The 16807-nt window shown below is 41.4% G+C and carries 14 protein-coding genes; 6 read left to right on the top strand and 8 right to left on the bottom strand.

Annotated elements, in window-relative coordinates:
- Positions 1 to 37: 37 nt before the first annotated feature.
- Genes MADE_RS07970 through MADE_RS07960 form a run of 3 tightly spaced genes read right to left on the bottom strand, consistent with a single transcriptional unit; the run spans position 38 to position 3604 of the window.
- A complete protein-coding gene (locus tag MADE_RS07970) occupies positions 38 to 1135 on the bottom strand; it encodes a glycosyltransferase family 4 protein (RefSeq protein ID WP_012518108.1) in 1098 nt (365 codons plus the stop codon).
- Positions 1136 to 1139: 4 nt separating this feature from the next.
- The gene (locus MADE_RS07965) at positions 1140 to 2462 is read right to left on the bottom strand and encodes an O-antigen ligase family protein (protein ID WP_012518107.1); all 1323 of its coding nucleotides are present in this window, start codon (positions 2460 to 2462) and stop codon (positions 1140 to 1142) included.
- A 2-nt stretch (positions 2463 to 2464) separates the two neighbouring features.
- Positions 2465 to 3604, bottom strand: a complete 1140-nt coding sequence (locus tag MADE_RS07960; protein WP_012518106.1) for a glycosyltransferase — start codon at positions 3602 to 3604, stop codon at positions 2465 to 2467.
- Between the two features lie 297 nt (positions 3605 to 3901).
- On the opposite strand from MADE_RS07960, the gene MADE_RS07955 reads away from it, so the two are divergent.
- From MADE_RS07955 to MADE_RS07935, 5 genes are all read left to right on the top strand, one after another.
- Positions 3902 to 4630 carry a transglutaminase-like cysteine peptidase gene (locus MADE_RS07955; protein WP_012518104.1) on the top strand — a complete coding sequence of 243 codons (729 nt, stop codon included), beginning with the start codon at positions 3902 to 3904 and terminating at the stop codon, positions 4628 to 4630.
- Positions 4630 to 6567, top strand: coding sequence for a bifunctional diguanylate cyclase/phosphodiesterase (locus MADE_RS07950; protein ID WP_012518103.1), 1938 nt, complete (start codon positions 4630 to 4632; stop codon positions 6565 to 6567). The genes MADE_RS07955 and MADE_RS07950 overlap by 1 nt, the downstream gene beginning before the upstream one ends.
- A 132-nt stretch (positions 6568 to 6699) precedes the next feature.
- Entirely contained in the window at positions 6700 to 7269 is a 570-nt protein-coding gene (locus MADE_RS07945; protein ID WP_023559624.1) for a hypothetical protein, read from the top strand.
- 47 nt (positions 7270 to 7316) lie between these two features.
- The gene (locus MADE_RS07940; RefSeq protein WP_041912863.1) at positions 7317 to 8723 is read left to right on the top strand and encodes an O-antigen ligase family protein; all 1407 of its coding nucleotides are present in this window, start codon (positions 7317 to 7319) and stop codon (positions 8721 to 8723) included.
- A 33-nt stretch (positions 8724 to 8756) separates the two neighbouring features.
- Positions 8757 to 9170 (top strand): hypothetical protein, encoded by a 414-nt coding sequence (locus MADE_RS07935; protein ID WP_012518100.1) that lies wholly within the window; start codon positions 8757 to 8759, stop codon positions 9168 to 9170.
- Here MADE_RS07935 and MADE_RS07930 read toward each other — a convergent pair.
- The 5 genes from MADE_RS07930 to MADE_RS07910 all read right to left on the bottom strand — a co-directional run bounded on the left by MADE_RS07930 (position 9167) and on the right by MADE_RS07910 (position 14658).
- Entirely contained in the window at positions 9167 to 9922 is a 756-nt protein-coding gene (locus MADE_RS07930) for a VpsP family polysaccharide biosynthesis protein (protein WP_012518099.1), read from the bottom strand. The genes MADE_RS07935 and MADE_RS07930 overlap by 4 nt on opposite strands.
- Positions 9915 to 10655, bottom strand: coding sequence for a tyrosine-protein phosphatase (locus MADE_RS07925; protein ID WP_012518098.1), 741 nt, complete (start codon positions 10653 to 10655; stop codon positions 9915 to 9917). Before MADE_RS07925 ends, MADE_RS07930 begins: the two co-directional genes overlap by 8 nt.
- Before the next feature lie 9 nt (positions 10656 to 10664).
- Complete coding sequence (locus MADE_RS07920) at positions 10665 to 12881, bottom strand: GumC family protein (RefSeq protein ID WP_012518097.1); 2217 nt, start codon at positions 12879 to 12881, stop codon at positions 10665 to 10667.
- A gap of 26 nt (positions 12882 to 12907) precedes the next feature.
- Positions 12908 to 13369: a polysaccharide biosynthesis/export family protein gene (locus MADE_RS07915; protein ID WP_012518096.1), complete on the bottom strand. Its 462-nt coding sequence runs from the start codon at positions 13367 to 13369 to the stop codon at positions 12908 to 12910.
- Positions 13370 to 13452: 83 nt separating this feature from the next.
- Complete coding sequence (locus MADE_RS07910; protein WP_012518095.1) at positions 13453 to 14658, bottom strand: outer membrane beta-barrel protein; 1206 nt, start codon at positions 14656 to 14658, stop codon at positions 13453 to 13455.
- Positions 14659 to 15337: 679 nt separating this feature from the next.
- On the opposite strand from MADE_RS07910, the gene MADE_RS07905 reads away from it, so the two are divergent.
- Positions 15338 to 16792: an undecaprenyl-phosphate glucose phosphotransferase gene (locus MADE_RS07905; protein ID WP_012518094.1), complete on the top strand. Its 1455-nt coding sequence runs from the start codon at positions 15338 to 15340 to the stop codon at positions 16790 to 16792.
- Positions 16793 to 16807: the final 15 nt, after the last annotated feature.

The following is a 16807-nucleotide window of genomic DNA, read 5'->3' as shown; positions in this document are numbered from 1 at the left end:
CCCTTCTAACACCATGGAATAAACATATTAGCTCAAGCTATGATACCAAACTTTTAGCATGACCGAAGGTTGTTGTGGCTATACTTTCCCAGTCATACTTTTTTAAAAATTCCTCTCTATCAAGACTTAGGTTTAGACTCGATAAGGTAGATAATTTAACAGAAAGCTCTTCAACATTACCCACTTTGAAATAGCTATCGGCAGGTGCTTCTATATCAATATTGGGTGAAATATCGCTCAATAACACTTTACTACCAGCACTTATCGCCTCTAACGCTACAATTGGAAGACCTTCATGGTACGAAGGTAAAACAAAAACGGAAGCATGCTGATATAATGCTTTCAATTCGTTTCCTGAGCGCCTGCCGGCAAATATAATGCTTGCACTTGCAAAACGTTTTAAACTTTTCGAATAGTCATCTTCATGATCTGCATCACCAACAATTACTAATTTTGGTGAAACGTTAGATTGTTTATAAGCTTCTACAAGGTCGTGAAAACCCTTTTCGGGAACTAACCTACCAACAGTTAAAATATAACTATTCGCGCTGATACCTAAATCTTTTGGTAGATAGTCGGGCGTTATTTTTCCTGTAAGTGTAGGCAACATACCATTGGGAACAAAGCTAATTTTATCTGAATGTTTGGGGAAGCTATGTTTAACCAATTCACTTAAGCTTCGCCCCACTACTAACACTCTATTTCCGTAGGTGATCCCCATTTTTTCGCCAAACTTTAGTACCTTTTTGGCGAAAGGACTCCACTTTTGCCTGTCGTAGTCTGCCCCATGGTGAGTAACCATTACCTTCATACCAAGTACTCGAGCTAACGGCGTAAATAGTGCCGGTCCTATAGCATGCAAATGCACAATATCTGGTTTTACAAAAAGTCTGGCATAAATAATAGCGATAAAGGTATGCAAGAAGGTTTCTAGCAATTTGTGCCTTAGTGCCCAAACACTAATAACTTCCACACCTTCATATTCATATCGCTTCTGACTTACATACGGCGAGCGCGCCAGAACCGTAACTTCTGCACCTTGCCTTACCATTTTAGGGTAAAGCTGTTGGCAATGAGACTCTATCCCTCCCATAACATCTGGAATACCGCGTAGACCTATTGCGCAAATCTTCATAAAACTAATCCGTTGTAGTTAATAGTGCTAATTGGTTTCTAAAACTATACCGCGCTCTTGCTGGGGCAGTATTACCTAAAGAAACGCCTATCAAAATTGCGAAGAATATTAGTCCTTCTATATTCCATAGTGGCATTGTTGCTAAATTCATTGTTAAAAAGCCAATTAAAGATAGTGGTAAGATTTTTGACAAGCGTTTGTCTTTTACACCAGCGGTAATAATCAAAGAATACGAGCATAGGAAAAGAAACGAGAACAGCCCTATGTATCCATATTCATAAAAGTAAGAAACATAAGTGTTATGTGCGTAATGCTTAAAAACACCGTTCCACGCCTCTGGTCCATAACCAAGCAATTGTTGAAGCAAATCTGAATTTGTCAGCGCATCTATATATTGGCTCCACAAATATACTCTTGAAGACATAATGTCTTTTTCAGCTTCAGTAAAATAAGCAGGCGCTTTAAATATTAGGTCTAAATTCGATGCTAACGTTCCGACGTCAGCAAACCTTTCCCTCATCGTAAAAGAAAGTGCAACGAAAACAAAAATGAGGAACATTGAAACCACGGTCAAAACAGGTGCTTTTTGGGAAGGCTTTAAACGCTGTTCTACTAACGAGTAATAGAAGATTGCAGCAATGGGTAAAATTGTTAACACAGCAGTTCTGTAATTAACGAGTATAAGAAGAAAGACCGCTATCGTAAAAAGTGTGGTTCGAAACCTAATAGCATGTCTTTCTGTTAACCCTAGTACAAATATGAAGCTAACTATTATCATAGAGAAAGCTGCTTCGTGGTTGTACCCGCCAATATAGCTTGCGGAACCATCGTTCTCTGTAGCTTTTACTTCACCAAGCACTATAGACAGCACCTGCATTGCTACAGGCATAAAAAAGCACACTAATAATTTTTTGAAAGTAATACTGTGGCCTTGTGCCCTTACAGATAAAAATATAGCTCCAGTTAACACCAAGAAATAACACCATTTAACTAATACATTTATGGTGCCTGGAATCAACATATTAACAAATCCACTTATTGCAATGGCAACAAACAGAAAGTAGAAAGGAAGTAGTTTACGCAACGTAAATACTGCAAACGGTAAGAAGAAAAGCCCCAGCCCAGCCACAGAAATACTTGAAAGCGCATTTATCGAAAAGCCCGCTACCAACGAAGGGTACGTAATAGTATGAAAAGCCGACAAAAAGAATCGCAGCCATATAGCGCAAATAGCAAACGCTAAATATTTATTGCAGTTCCCAGTTATGGTGCGATACACCATAATAAAACTTATTAGGCCAACAACTACTTTTAACCCTTCAAACATGTTTATTCGCAAACCTTTTCAATAATGGCTATTACTTTGTCTTGAAAGGCATTGTAAGAAAATTGCTTTGCACAGCTTTTGCTTTTTGCAGCGTAAGATGCCCGAACAGTTTCATCACTGAATGAGCTTAACGCACTTGCAACACCTTCAGCGTTATTTAACTCACAAAGAATACCGTTTTTTTCATTACTAGCGCCAGTTACTCTGTAAGGATATTGCTCGGCAATAATTTCCGCAGGGCCAGATTCGCAGTTTGTTGCTATTACTGCTTTTTCTAAACACATGGCTTCAACAATGGCATTAGGGAAGCCTTCAGCGTTCGACGTACTTACAAAGTATTCGGCATTGCTTAAATAAGGGTATGGGTTTGCTTTAAAACCAAGAAACTGCGTTTTGTTTTCAATTCCTAGCTCTTTTGCTTGTGCTTTTAGGTTCGCTTCTTCATCGCCCACGCCCAGAATTACTAAGTTTTCTGCTATGTTAGCTTTAGCATAGGCGTTAAGTAGTAAAGAGAAATTTTTATTTTTGACTAAGCGCCCTACCCCAATAATGTAGGGCTTTACCGGTAGATCCTGCACATTTTCCGATGCCTGAGCCTGAAGTTGCTCGATATCATACGGGTTATACAGCACCGAAATTTTACCTCTTGATACTGCATAGTTGTCGATAAGGTCGGCTTTTACACCTTCAGAAACGGCTACAACGCTGTCAGCTTTGTTGTAAAGCAAACGAACCAAAAGTCGGCTAACACTGTCTTTTAGCCCGCCAGAAAGATGGCTTGTTGTATTAACCCGCTCGCTTATTATGGCTTTAAATTTTAGCCGTTTAGCCAAGGTAACGTTTAAGAAGTTACTTCTTGTTAAAAAGCTGAAGCAATATTCTGGGTTTAGTTCTGCTAAAACGGGCTTAAGCTGTTGATAACCTGAAACTAAACTGCCTTGGGAATCAAGCACTATTTTATTTACGTATTCAGGGCAAACTTGAGATTCGGGCAAGTCGTCTAGCAGAATTAGATGTACAGGAATGTTTTTAGCAACGAAATAAGATTGCATTATGGTTAACAGTTTAACCATGACTCGTTCAGCGCCACCGCCTTCAAGTGAATTAATGATAAACACCGCTGGACGCGCTGAGTACTCCATGAAAGTTCCTTTTCGTTGTAAATTTACTACAAAGCAGGGTAATGATACCAGATGGTGCACAAGTCCATAACCCACACCTTGTACTTATATGTTCAAAACTCTATTTGAAGATAGGTTAAACATAAAATGTGCCAAAAAGATCAATATCGAACAAAAAAACTTTGTGGTACCCAAAATACCTTTCAAGTTCTTAATAAGTTTGCCATCATTGCTTTATTGGTAGGCAAGCTATGCTATCGCATGGTAGTGAAAGATTTTTTACACTTGCCTTAATCTCTTGCATAAAGTACCTACGGTTTGCACCAAAAGAAACGTTTTTGCTTTCCTTTTCTTACCCATTTAACTGTGCGCAGTATGTTAACCGCTGTTCGCTCAGCCGTTGTTGTAGGTTGTACCTTACTAGCGGTTACATCGCCAATTGCCCAACAAAAAACGGTTTTCACACCGCAAGTTTATGCACGTATTAATTCAGTCTATGGTAAAGAAGCAAAAGAAGACGTTGCCAAATGGCGACAATTGGTTACTGAGTTACAAAGCGAAGACATAGACGAAAAGCTTTACCAGATAAACCGCTTTTTTAACCGTTTTGATTTTGTAGACGACCTTGTTCACTGGCAACAAAAAGATTATTGGGCAACGCCAATAGAGTTCATTTCCACCGGTGCTGGCGACTGTGAAGACTACACTATTGCCAAATACTTCTCGTTAATTGAACTTGGCGTTCCTGAACAACAGTTGCGATTAATGTATGTCACCGCCTTAGAATTACGCCAACCCCACATGGTTTTGGCGTATTATAAAACCCCAACCTCTATTCCACTTGTTTTGGATAATATAAATAGGCGTATATTGCCTGCTAATAAAAGAAGAGATTTGTCACCCATTTATAGCTTTAATGGTAATGGCCTGTGGGCTGCGAAAGCTATGGGAACAGGTCGCAAGCTCAGAGGAAGCGGCCCGATGAAAATGTGGGACGATATGGTAGAGCGGTTAGACCGCGTTATGTACGGAGATAAAGAAGAATAATGAGACTATCTACCCAACTAAGCACAAGCTTACTCGTTTTTTTGATACTGGTTTTCGCCGGTTCGTTTTTTATAAACGTGAAACTAACCAGAGAATATGTAAACGAGCAGCTTGCTACCCATGCACAAGACACCGCAACCTCTTTGGGGCTTTCTATTACCCCGTACTTAGGCGACGCTAACGGCCTTATTGTGGCGGAGACTATGGTTAATGCCATTTTTGATAGAGGCTTCTATCAGTACATCACCATTACCGACATGGAAGGCAATTTACTGATTGAACGGCGTAATCCAAACACGGTTGATACTGTTCCTACTTGGTTTACCGATATTGTAGAAGTTAACCCACCCGTCGAAAAAACAGAATTGAATGACGGTTGGACGATGGCCGGTGAACTAGCGGTTCAAAGTCACCCTGGGCTTGCCAATGAGACCTTATGGGAAAGTGTTAAACAAAGCGCCTTTATGTTTTTTGCAGCCTTCGTTTTTGCCTATATCGCCCTACTCTTTATCATTACTGCCATTACAAAACCCCTTCGTATTGTCGTAAACAAAATTGAAGATATTCAAAATCAAAAGTTTTCCCACATTAACTACAAACCTTTTACGAAAGAACTTTCTTTTATAACTCAGGCGGTAAACAGGCTTTCTTCGTCTGTTGAAGTAATGTTTAAAGAGTTAACCCAAAAGGCCGAGCAGTTCAGAATTCAAGCCTTTGAAGATAGCCTTACCGGGGTTCAAAACAGAAGCGCGTTTACGCGGCATATGAATGCACTTTTAAGCAAAACTGCCACCTCGGACGAAGGCTATGTGATGTTAATACGCTTAGCACAACTAAACGCAATTAATATGACGTTAGGTGCACAAGATGGCGATAACTATGTGACCGCCGTTGCTAAAGAGCTTAAGAGTTTTACGTCCAGTATTCAGGAAACGGCATTTCTATTTAGGGTATCGGGTGCCGATTTCGTTTTGGTAACAGAAGCGATGGCAAAGCAAGATTGTGAAGCGCGTTTAAAAGTACTTAGCACTACCCTTTCTCATTGCAATCCACTCAAAGATGGCAGTAAAGCTGTGTGGATAGGCGCAGCGCAATTTAACGACGAGCAATCGTTTTCAGAAATTATGGAAAACGCTGATAGCGCGCTTATGGCTGCCACAAAGCAACCCAATGGCTGGCAATTTGCGTCTGAACTCACTTATATTCATAGTAATACTGCTTGGAAAGAGCGTTTAAACCAGGTTTTAGAGCAGCAGTACGCAGATATTCTTATTCAGCCTGTTATGAATGTTGAAGAAAATATCCCTGCTTATTATGAAGCTTTTGCGCGTTTTAAAGAAAAAAACAGTGGCAATGCCATACCTATGACGCAACTAATACCCGCATCGGAGCGTTTAAACCTAATACCTGAAGTCGATAAGCTGGTGGTAAGTCTTGTACTGAGTAAACTAACTAAATCTAGCCGTGATGTCGCTATCAACATTGCAAACGCTTCTTTAGCCAGCGCGTCGTTCAGGCAATGGCTGCTCGGTTTACTGAACCAAAATACAGCGCTATGCACCCAATTGGTGTTCGAGTTAGAAGATTCTGCCTTAATTCATCATAAAGACGATGCAATACTTTTCTGTAAGTCGCTAGTTAATTTAGGTTGTAAGATAACCATTGAACATTTTGGAGACAATCTTGCATCGTTAGCTGGGTTAAGGGCTATACAGCCTCATTTTGTAAAGATTTCCGGCAAACTTACGAAAGATATTCACGCAGACCAAGACAGTCAGTTATTTGTATCTAGTTTATTGAGTATTGCCCGCGGGTTAAGTATTAACATTATCGCTGAGCTTGTTGAAAATGAAGCAGAGTCTGTCGCTTTAACCCGATTAGATGTTGTATACCAACAAGGTTTCTATTTTGCGAAACCTTCGCTATGGCAGTATTAACAAACGCGTAAAGTGAGTATATGTGAATGGATGTACAACAAAAGCGAGATCTTGTACGTTCACTTGTTGTACAATGTAACCATATGGCGTTAGCAAGAAGCTAACCCGACGTTTTTAATCTAAGGATAAGTTATGCGTAGCAACGTTTTTTTATCTGTGCTTTTAAGCGCTTTAATCGCTTTTTCGACAGTTTCTTTTGCACAAGAAGGCAGCGTACCAGGCCTACAAGTTAGAAACCTTTTAGTTACCGAGATTGATGAAGGAGCTGCGGTTGAGCAAGCTGCAGAAGAAGTAAGCCAAACCGTGCTTAATGAAGGTATGTTTTTCGACGCCGCAGGTTTATCGTACTTAAGCGAGAACCAAGCTGCCTACCAGTCAATGGTTTCCCTTCTAAATGACAATGCTACTGGGTTTGAAATTGCGATAGCAGGTTTTGGTGAATTGCCTGAGCAACCGGCGCAAGTTGTCACTATTGCTATTTTGATGTTCCCAGAAGATGCTAATGAAATTTATAATATTGCACTTCAGATGCAGGTTATTAGCGAAGAAGATGCGCTGTTAGCCGTTATCAATGCAGGAGTAGACCCTAGCACGTTAACCGCCACGGCAGCAGGCGCTGCGGGCAATACGTTCTCTCCACTGGGTGTAGGCACGGGTGCAGCAGGTGCAGGCGGCGGTGATACAACCGTATCCGCTAACTAAAGAGTTTTAATTTATTTAAATTCTACGCTAGTACGCTGTAAGTGGTTATATTCAATTCTCAGAAAACCGAAAAGTTTCTTTTCGGTTTTCTTTTGTTCACCTTATTTTGGCTGCCTTTATCACTAGGCGCTAACCGCCCATGGGCGTGGGCGTTAATGCAGATGTCGTTTTTCTTTATTGGCGGCGTTCTACTGCTTACTCACAAAACACTGCTCTCTCAGCTCTATGCCAAATATAAATTGTTTGTCATTGTATGGCTGGCATTCCTGACTTGGCAGCTTATGAATATAGTTCCTCTGCCCTTTGCTTTAGTTGAAGCTATTCGCCCACAGCGGGTTCAGTTTCTGCTAAATGGGAATATTGAGAACATGGAAAGTATAAGGTCGCAGTGGCTTGCCTTAAGTTTTGATGTTGGGCAAAGCGACGTTACTTTTTTTAAATCCCTAGCCTATTGTTTCTTATTTTTTATCTCACTAACACTTATTTCCTCTGCTAAACGTTTAAAATACACCCTTATAGTGATTAGTGGCGCAGGCATATTTCAAGCTGTTTACGGCTCGTTAGAGGTGCTATCTGGCATCAACTACAGCTTGGTTTTCAAACTACCTGTTTCGCATATCGCTACGGGAAGTTTCGTCTATAAAAACCACTACGCTAATTTTCTTCTGCTATGTTTAAGCGCTGCCATCGGCTATATGATAGCTAGCTTGCGAGTTCGAAGTGGCTCGAGCGCTAGAGAGCGATTACGTAGAATAGTGCGTTTTTGGCTAAGCAATAAAGTGCTGTTTCGTATTGGCATTATTATTATGGTTATTGCGTTAGTGATGTCTCGCTCTAGAATGGGTAACAGCGCCTTTTTCATTGCTATGACTATTACCGCCACGCTAGGCTTAATTTATTTCAAGCCCCGCCAAAAAAGTTATGTCGCGTTATTTATCAGTATGTTGGTTATCGATATTCTTATTGTGAGTAGCCTTTTCGGACTTAAACAAGTACAGCAACGTATAGAGCAAACCAACTTGACTCAAGAAAGCCGTGATGAAGTTATTACTGATGCCCTGCCCCTACTTAGTCAGTATGGCGCTATAGGTACGGGCGGTGGCACTTTTTATACGGTATACCCTCAGGTTCAAAGTGAGTCTATTCAGCACTTTTACGATCATGCCCATAATGAATACCTTCAATTCGCTATTGAGTTTGGCATCGTGGGCGCAGCACTGTTGGCTGCACTCGTGTTGCTGTGCGCTAAAAACGCCATGAGCGCTATAAGACATCGACGCCATCCACTTCCTAGGGGAACAGCGTTTGCAGCTGTTATGGCAGTAATAGGTATAGCCTTACACAGTACGGTAGACTTCCCACTGCAGGCGCCAGCGAATACCGCTATATTTATTGTATTGTTAGCGCTTGGCGCGTTAAGCCGCGATATCCCTATGGGGCGGCAAAATAAATAGCCAGCATTAGTTTTATAACACAAGGGGATTTGTGTGGTATTAAAGATTAAGCGACCGATAAAAGAAGAGCCAAACGTTCAGCATATGCTAGAACGTATGCCTAAAGATGTTGCCAATTCTTTTACCGACGACCAGCTATTTCATTTAAATACAGCACTTGCCGGTCGGCGATGGGGAAGCCATAAAGTTGATGTAAGAGGCACTATAGGGTTATTAAGAAGCCGATATTACTTTGTTTTATTGGCAGGCCGAGATAAGCGCGACCTTTCACGTACCGAGAGCCGCATAGGTAAGCTAGTGATGGCAGCCGTCGTTGCCTTGTTTCTGTGCGTATCGCTATTAGTAGGGTTAGTGCTGCTATATATTTTAAAAAGCTGGCTGGGTATTAACCTATTTGAAGGGTTTTCTTTAGGTCTGTGGGATTGGCTTAACGGAAAGGCTAGCTAATCATAAGTTATGCAATTAGGAATGCGTTTTCTAACCGGGTAGCTAGCGTCACGCAACCACCTGCAAACGGTTTCGCTCGCATCGTGCTTTTGTATTGAATTTAACACAAACTCTCTGCTAAGCGGGTTTTGAAGGCCTAAATTTAAATGATGCTTTAGTTGATCTTTAATCTTTACATAGTGGATAGATCTTGCGCTAAACATTTCTAAACCGAACTCGACAATAAACTTATGCACTATTGCGTCTTGTGGGCCTGCCCTTTTCGCATTTTCTAAGTAATTATAGAATTCTTTGTTTAACAAACCCTGCTTTAATTTCACCGAAGCCAGACCTATCCAGCTTCCGCTCCAATTCGGCCTAAGCTGTAAGCTTTTTTCGTAGCTTATTGCCGCTTCCCGCAAATAAGTATTCACTTCTGTTCTATCTTGACTCGAACTAGCATCAAGTTTGCTCCTATCAACGGTAATTGCCTTCCATTCAAATAGCTGCCCTTGAACTTGATAGTACAATGCGTTATCGGGAAAATAATGAAGAGCATTACCTATTCTATTTAAGGCACTGTTAACCTTTTGAATTGAAGCTTTATTCGGCGCTAATTGCCATATTTCGATATTATTTTTTACGCTGTAATATGCGTTACCCGATATGAATAATTGCGCGCTCCAAAAAAAGCCGAAAAAGGCGATAAAAAACGCTACCCACTTAAAGAGTAAGTTCATATTAGTCAGGAAGCTGAATAACCGATTAGCCATTGTATTCAGCGCTCTCTGAAGGGAACGAGACAATGTCACCTGGCCTTTTAATAAACACTTCGTAAGCAAAGTCAGTGTTGAACTTAGACACTACTTCAAACGCTGCCTGCATGTCGTTAGGCCGGCGCACTAAGTCGTGTGTATCAGAGGCTACTACGTGAAACGCCTTACTTCGCATCATAGATAACGCAAAATCTTCCGCCTTCTCGCCAAAACGCCCTGTTAACGCACCTGCGGTAACTTGGAACATACAGCCTTGTCGCTGCAGCCAACTAAATTTATGCTGCTCGGCTAGCAACTCGCGATTTCGCTCTGGGTGTGCAATGAGGGGCTGCACATTATTTTTTAAAAGCCATTTTATAAGCACTTCTAAGCCTTGTGGTATATGGCTATGTGGCATTTCGAGCAATAGAATATGCTTACCATTAAATGCACCTAAAAAAGGCAGTGCTTTTTGCTTATACCAAACAGGAATTAGCTCGTTAACGCGCACTTCTGCGGCATAAGAAAGAGAAAGAGGTATAGATGCACGGATAATTTCTTTTTTGAATTCTAGAAAAGAATGTTCAATAGACTTTAACGTATTGTCAAAGTAGCCTTTGTGGATATGTGGTGTGCAAACCATATGGCGAACACCGCCATCTATAGCTTGCTGCGCCATTTCCAAGGCAATGTCTAAAGACCTGGCACCATCGTCGATGCCAGGTAATATATGGCTATGTAAGTCTATCAATAAATGCTGTTAGCTGCTTTTATGACTGGTATATCCGTATTGGTCATAAAAACCAGCGTACCTCTGTGCTGCCCCTGATTTGCGTAAGTCTACTTGATTTAGTACTACACCATCAAGGCGATGACCCACTTGAAGGAAACGAGACAAGCCATTGTTAATAAGCTTTTCACTGGTACTATCCGCACGTACTACGTAAATTACTGAGTCACAAGAGTTAGCAATCAACATAGAGTCGCTTACCGCTTGAGTAGGTGCAGTATCAATGACAACGTACTTATACTGAGTTTTTAACAGCTCAATAAGCTCGTTGAAACCTTTATCAGACAAGAGCTCCTGCGGGTTAGAAGGTATAGTACCTGCTGATAAGATGTCGATATTAGACTCTTCATCCCTAACCAAACACTCATCTAAAGTATGAGACTTCAAGATAAGGTTTGCTACGCCCGGCTGATAGTTTGGAATGTTAAATTGCTTACCTACACTAGGGCGACGTAAGTCCGCATCAATAAGTATAGTTTTATCAAGCTGACCTAAGGCGAACGCCAAGTTTATAGAAACCGTCGTTTTACCTTCTTTAGGTACACTTGAGGTTACCATTATAGCTTGTTGCTCTTTGTCTAAATTCAATAAAGACAAGCTAGTACGCAGTGTACGAACAGACTCGGCAAACTGGTGTTTTTTGCCATCGAAGAATGAACGAACTGGTAAGTCGGTCTTTTTCTTGTGTGGTAGCCAAGGAATAAGGCCCAGCATACGTTGACCAAGCTTGCGCTCTACATCTTCAACTGAACGTATACCACTGTTAAGCGTTTCCATCGCAATAGCTAAGAACACACCAAAACCCACACTAAATACGAAAGCTGCGCCAATTAACAATTTTTTATTTGGTTTTGAAGGCACATAGTTTGGAAGCGCTTCATCCAACACTCTTGCGTTTGCAGATTCAAACCCACCTAGCTCGTCTGTTTCTTTTAAGCGTGTAAAGAATGAATTGTATAGCTGCTGATTAATATCAACTTCGCGCTGAAGGGCTTTGCGCTGATTATCCAGCGCGGATAGGTCGCGAAATTCGGCTTTCGCACGAGACACTTCTCGCTCTAATTGCGCCACCCTATCTTCAGATACTTCATATTGCGTTGTAATACTTCTAATAAGGTCGCGTATTTGGCCGCTTAATGTTTCTCTTATTGATGAAAGCTCAGCGTTTGCTGCAATCATGCGCGGGTGTTTCGGGCCGTATACATTGCTAAGCTCACTTACGCGCGTCATCGCCTTGGCTTCGTCGCGGCGAACGTCTCTAATAGTCGGGTGGTTAAGCACTTCAGGCAGGCGTGCAATGTCGTTTAATGAAACATCATTACGCGTTTGCTTGTAAATAACCGCGTTTAATTTAAGCGCCGTTTGCGCATCTAATAACTGCTTACTTAACTGCTCTAGTTCTTCAGACGCTAAACCTACTACACCATCAATGTTTACCACTTGGTTTTCTTCATAGAACTTCGCCAAATTACGTTCAGCAACATCTAGTTTCTGCTTCAAACCTTCTAAGCTTTCTGTAAGAAAAGACGTCGCTTTCGCCGTCATATCCAGCTTGGCTTGAAGATAGTTCTCGATGTACACATCGGTAACAGCGTTGGCCAATTCAGCCGACAGCTGCGGAGATTCGGTGGTAACGGTAATACGCATTACTTGCGTGTTATCTACCATTTCTACAGACAACGCTCTCATTAGCAAGGACGTAGCTTTACGTTTTTTAGCCGCTAAAATTTGCTCTTCGGTAAGCTCTTTTGGCTCTTCCTGCGGCAAAAATGGTAATGCCTTTAGAAGACTGGCTTTAAGCTGGTCGGCAATACCTGGCTCTTCTTTGGCTGGCATAAACTCTTCATTATTCCATAATGACAAGCTTTCCACCGTACGCTCTGCAATTTGACGCGACTGCAATATTTCAAACTGAGTTTGCATGTAGTCTTTACGCTTAGTATCTAAGCCATAGACTTCTTCAATTGAAACAACGTTAGCTTTGTCAGCTTCTACCAAGATAGTAGTGGTAGAGGTATACATGGGCGTCATGCGCATAACTAACAGCGCAACTAAAATTGTGAACGCAATTGCTAATGAAATAATACGAAATGCGTAACGCTTTATAATTCCTAAATAATGAGCAATGTCGATGGTTTCATTTTCAAACACACCGGCGTTTAACTCTTCCCTGCTATTTACTGCCATTTTTATTCCTGAACGCGACGTATAATTTAGAAGAAACGCTGATTAATGGTGATAATGTCACCAGGCTGGATCATGTCGCTAACCGTTACTGTGAACTCGTTAGTTCTGCCATCTTTTTCGCGAATGATGGTAATTTTGTCGCGCGCCGCTCGTTCGGTATACCCGCCTGCTAACGCCGCCGCTTTGTTTACCGACAACCCTGGCTGATAAGCATAACCGCCAGGGCGCTTAACTTCGCCATCAATAAAGAACGGGCGATATTCCACGATAGCTACAGAAACAGATGGGTTAACAAGGTAGTCACCTAGTAAACCGTCGTATATAAGCTGTTCTACTTGTGCTGCAGTTAGGCCTACAAGCTTTATTTCACCAAGAAATGGATAGTTTATTGTGCCAACGTCAGGAAGGCGAACCTCCATAGACAGATCGTCTTGCCCGAAAACACTTATTTGTATTCTATCGCCAGAGCCCAGCTGATATTGGCTCATACTTAAATTGCCCTCTTGGGCCGTAACGACGCTCGAGAGAAGTAAGAAACAAATTAAGAAGAAACTATAAACTACACCATTCTTCACAACGTAACCTCTGCGGATAAACCTACAACGTTTCTATCGTAACCTATTGATTCTCTATTACTGTCACGATCTGCTAACTGGTAAAACAGCGAGAACGATAAATAACGACGTGCTTGATAATTTAGAGAGGCTGAATAGCGCATCAGCTCGTCATCACGGTTTTCTATACCTTCATCATTTAATACATATTCATTGGTTTCACGAGTTATACTCACAGAAGAACTTAGACGATTTAACCACTCATGATTCCATGATGCAGTATAGTCTCTGCCACGAATGAAGTTTCCTTCGCCGTTTGTTTCGCGAGTATCCGCATTGGTCGAGAAGCGGAACGTTGAATATGAAACAGGTTGCCACTCTACTCCAACTTCCCAATCTGTTCCGTAAAAGGTGCTTCTTGTTGCAGACTCAAAATCTTTCTCTTTATAACCGACTTTCGCAAAACCCGTTGTTGCAGCAGTCGATTCCCAAGTTACACCTAATAGAACACGTGTCTCGTCACTATCACGTGTTTCAATCCCGGTTTGGTTATCGTATCTGACATAAGTTTGGGTGACATCAAGAACGGCTGTAGTCGCTGAACCTATTCTATAACCCAATTCAGCGCCTACTTTATTTTTTACACGATCTCGAATTAGGTAAGCTTGTTCAGACCTATCATAGTCTAGCGTTTCACGGTTGGCTTTGAGCGTTAACAAACCATCAGATGTAGCAGCGCCGTACATGTATTCACCACCGAAATAAGTACTTTTATACCTGTCAGGAGTAGTAATAGCTGTACCAAGGCCTAGTGAGAAGCCGGTGCCTCTCTCTTCATGACCGTCTTCATATTGAGCGACAGCATTGACTCGATGGCGACTGTTCAACTCGAAGTCACCCGAAGCTTCTACAAAATGATCGGTGTAATCGTCGTTATCACTGGAAAAATAAACGCCGCGTTCTAATCTATAACCAACTTGAACTGGGTTACCATCTACTTCTGTAGCTGCGATTAGTTCCGGTGATAACGTAGCGCGCCAGCTATATATTTTAGGGTCATCATCACGCGCATACGCGACGTTATCGACATAAGCCATCGACGATGAAAATGATGGAATTAAATCGAACTGCCCCGCCTGAATTCGACCGGCCTCTTGGGCATATAGTGTCGGGGTGGCGCAAATAACCGACATTGCTATAATGCTTTTGGTCCTTTTAAACATATTTTTCCTTCCTTCGATGACCTATCTGAAATGATAACTAACATAACTGAAACTTGGTTTAGGCTGTACCTGGTGCTTATATGCCTAAATCAAATAAGTAGAAACTCAGCATCTTTTACAATTTCTGGTATTTACTACCGAAATGTTCAGCAACTGTACGTTACGAGCAATAGACGTGCCGCAATTGCAATATTTCTTAACGCCACATTTGCAAGATAAAGCAGCGAAATCATTTTCAATCACTAAGCACTTGCCCTTACATACGCCACAGCAAAAGTATTCCTTAAAGTACTTACATATTGTTTCAGATGTATGTCGACCAACTTACATGCGTTATATGCTAACTTATATATATGACGAATGAAAAGCGAATGAGCACTATTGTACTCTTTCTGCACCAAATTAGTACGAAATAAAATCTCTTGCTGTAATAAAATTACAATGTCGAGCCAATATTGTTACAATATCGAGGCGCGTTGAGCATGTAGCTCGACAATGAGCACAAAGACTAATTGCTTGCCGATGCGCTGGCATACCCTAGCAATATTAGGCACAACTATTGCTTGTTTTTATATAAATGTATTAGCTGTTTTTACTATTTGCATAATACTTGGATCGGGTTATTAAAATAGCCTCAACATCCATAGCGGCCTTCACTTTTCATCTAGAGATTACCTAAATGGACAATAGAGTAGAATCTAACAAAGCGATTAAAGCTCATCCGGTAGAACCTAATACCAATGGTGGTTTAGTTGTTAGAAACCAGAGCGGTTTTTCTACGATTTACAGACTTATTGACCTTTCACTTGTCACTATTCTTTATTATTCTTCGGCTGCGTATTATGGAACGCAAATAGACACAACAAGCTTAATCCTTCTATTTATCAATGTAATTTGTTTTCAAATTTCAGCGGAAGGCGTAGAACTTTATCGTTCATGGCGCGGTCACAGAACACCAGAAATGCTTCGCGCAGCCGCAATTACTTGGATGTTGAGTATTCTGGGCACTATGACCATGGGATACTTCTTCGTTCAAGAAATTAAAACTCCGCCGCCTGCAATTTTACTGTGGTTCGCATCGTCATTCGTTGTTTTAATCATGTGGCGATTTGTTATGCGAAAATTTTTATTTCGCATTCGAAAAAGTGGTTTGAACTCTCGTCGTTCCATTATTATTGGTGCCACACAGCTTGGGGCGAATGTCGCTCTTCAGATACAGCAAAACGAACACTTGGGCATTCAGTTTAATGGGCTTTATGATGATAGAGAGCCTGAAAGGCTGCCGCATGAAATGCAGGGTGCGGTGCTTGGAAATATAGAAGCTGCGATAGACATGGCAAAGCGCAATGAGGTTGATTACATCTACATTGCCCTTCCGATGAGTGCAGAAAACCGGATTCGCAGCATTTTAGAGCAATGTAGTGATACTACGGCAAACGTTTATGTTATTCCGAACTTCTTTATGTACAACCTACTAAATGCTCGCTGGCAAACTGTAGGTAATGTACAAGCGCTAAGTGTTTACGACACCCCGTTCCAAGGTGCAAGTGACGTATTGAAGCGCTTTGAAGATATTGTTTTAAGCACTTTGATACTAATGCTTATATCTATTCCTATGTTAGCGATTGCAGCAGCAGTTAAGCTTACGTCGAAAGGGCCTGTAATTTTCAAACAAAAGCGTTACGGGTTAGATGGTAAACAAATTACGGTTTACAAATTTCGGTCTATGACTACCCAAGATAATGGTGCAGTTGTAAAACAAGCCACTAAAAACGATGCGCGTTTAACGAAGATTGGCGGTTTTTTAAGAAGAACGTCTTTGGATGAACTTCCACAGTTTATCAACGTTTTGCAAGGCCGCATGTCAATTGTAGGCCCTCGCCCTCATGCTGTGGCGCATAACGAAGAATACCGCAAGATTATTACAGGCTATATGTTACGCCATAAAGTTAAACCTGGGATTACTGGCTGGGCACAAGTTAACGGCCTGCGCGGCGAAACGGAAACTACGAACAAAATGGTTCAGCGCGTAGAGTATGATTTAGATTACATTCACCGCTGGTCTATATGGTTTGATATTAAAATCGTGTTCATGACCGTTTTCAATGGCTTCATTAACAAGAACGCTTACTAGAACAAACTGATAAGA

The sequence above is a fragment of the Alteromonas mediterranea DE genome (genome assembly GCF_000020585.3).
GTDB lineage: Bacteria > Pseudomonadota > Gammaproteobacteria > Enterobacterales > Alteromonadaceae > Alteromonas > Alteromonas mediterranea.
This window is presented reverse-complemented; position numbering and strand designations above follow the sequence as displayed.

Bases quoted from the DNA above. Each gene is read 5' to 3' on its own strand.
- MADE_RS07970 (WP_012518108.1), bottom strand. From the start codon at position 1,135: ATGAAGATTTGCGCAATAGGTCTACGCGGTATTCCAGATGTTATGGGA.
- MADE_RS07965 (WP_012518107.1), bottom strand. From the start codon at position 2,462: ATGTTTGAAGGGTTAAAAGTAGTTGTTGGCCTAATAAGTTTTATTATG.
- MADE_RS07960 (WP_012518106.1), bottom strand. From the start codon at position 3,604: ATGGAGTACTCAGCGCGTCCAGCGGTGTTTATCATTAATTCACTTGAA.
- MADE_RS07950 (WP_012518103.1), top strand. From the start codon at position 4,630: ATGAGACTATCTACCCAACTAAGCACAAGCTTACTCGTTTTTTTGATA.
- MADE_RS07945 (WP_023559624.1), top strand. From the start codon at position 6,700: ATGCGTAGCAACGTTTTTTTATCTGTGCTTTTAAGCGCTTTAATCGCT.
- MADE_RS07930 (WP_012518099.1), bottom strand. From the start codon at position 9,922: ATGGCTAATCGGTTATTCAGCTTCCTGACTAATATGAACTTACTCTTT.
- MADE_RS07920 (WP_012518097.1), bottom strand. From the start codon at position 12,881: ATGGCAGTAAATAGCAGGGAAGAGTTAAACGCCGGTGTGTTTGAAAAT.
- MADE_RS07915 (WP_012518096.1), bottom strand. From the start codon at position 13,369: ATGAGCCAATATCAGCTGGGCTCTGGCGATAGAATACAAATAAGTGTT.
- MADE_RS07910 (WP_012518095.1), bottom strand. From the start codon at position 14,658: ATGTTTAAAAGGACCAAAAGCATTATAGCAATGTCGGTTATTTGCGCC.
- MADE_RS07905 (WP_012518094.1), top strand. From the start codon at position 15,338: ATGGACAATAGAGTAGAATCTAACAAAGCGATTAAAGCTCATCCGGTA.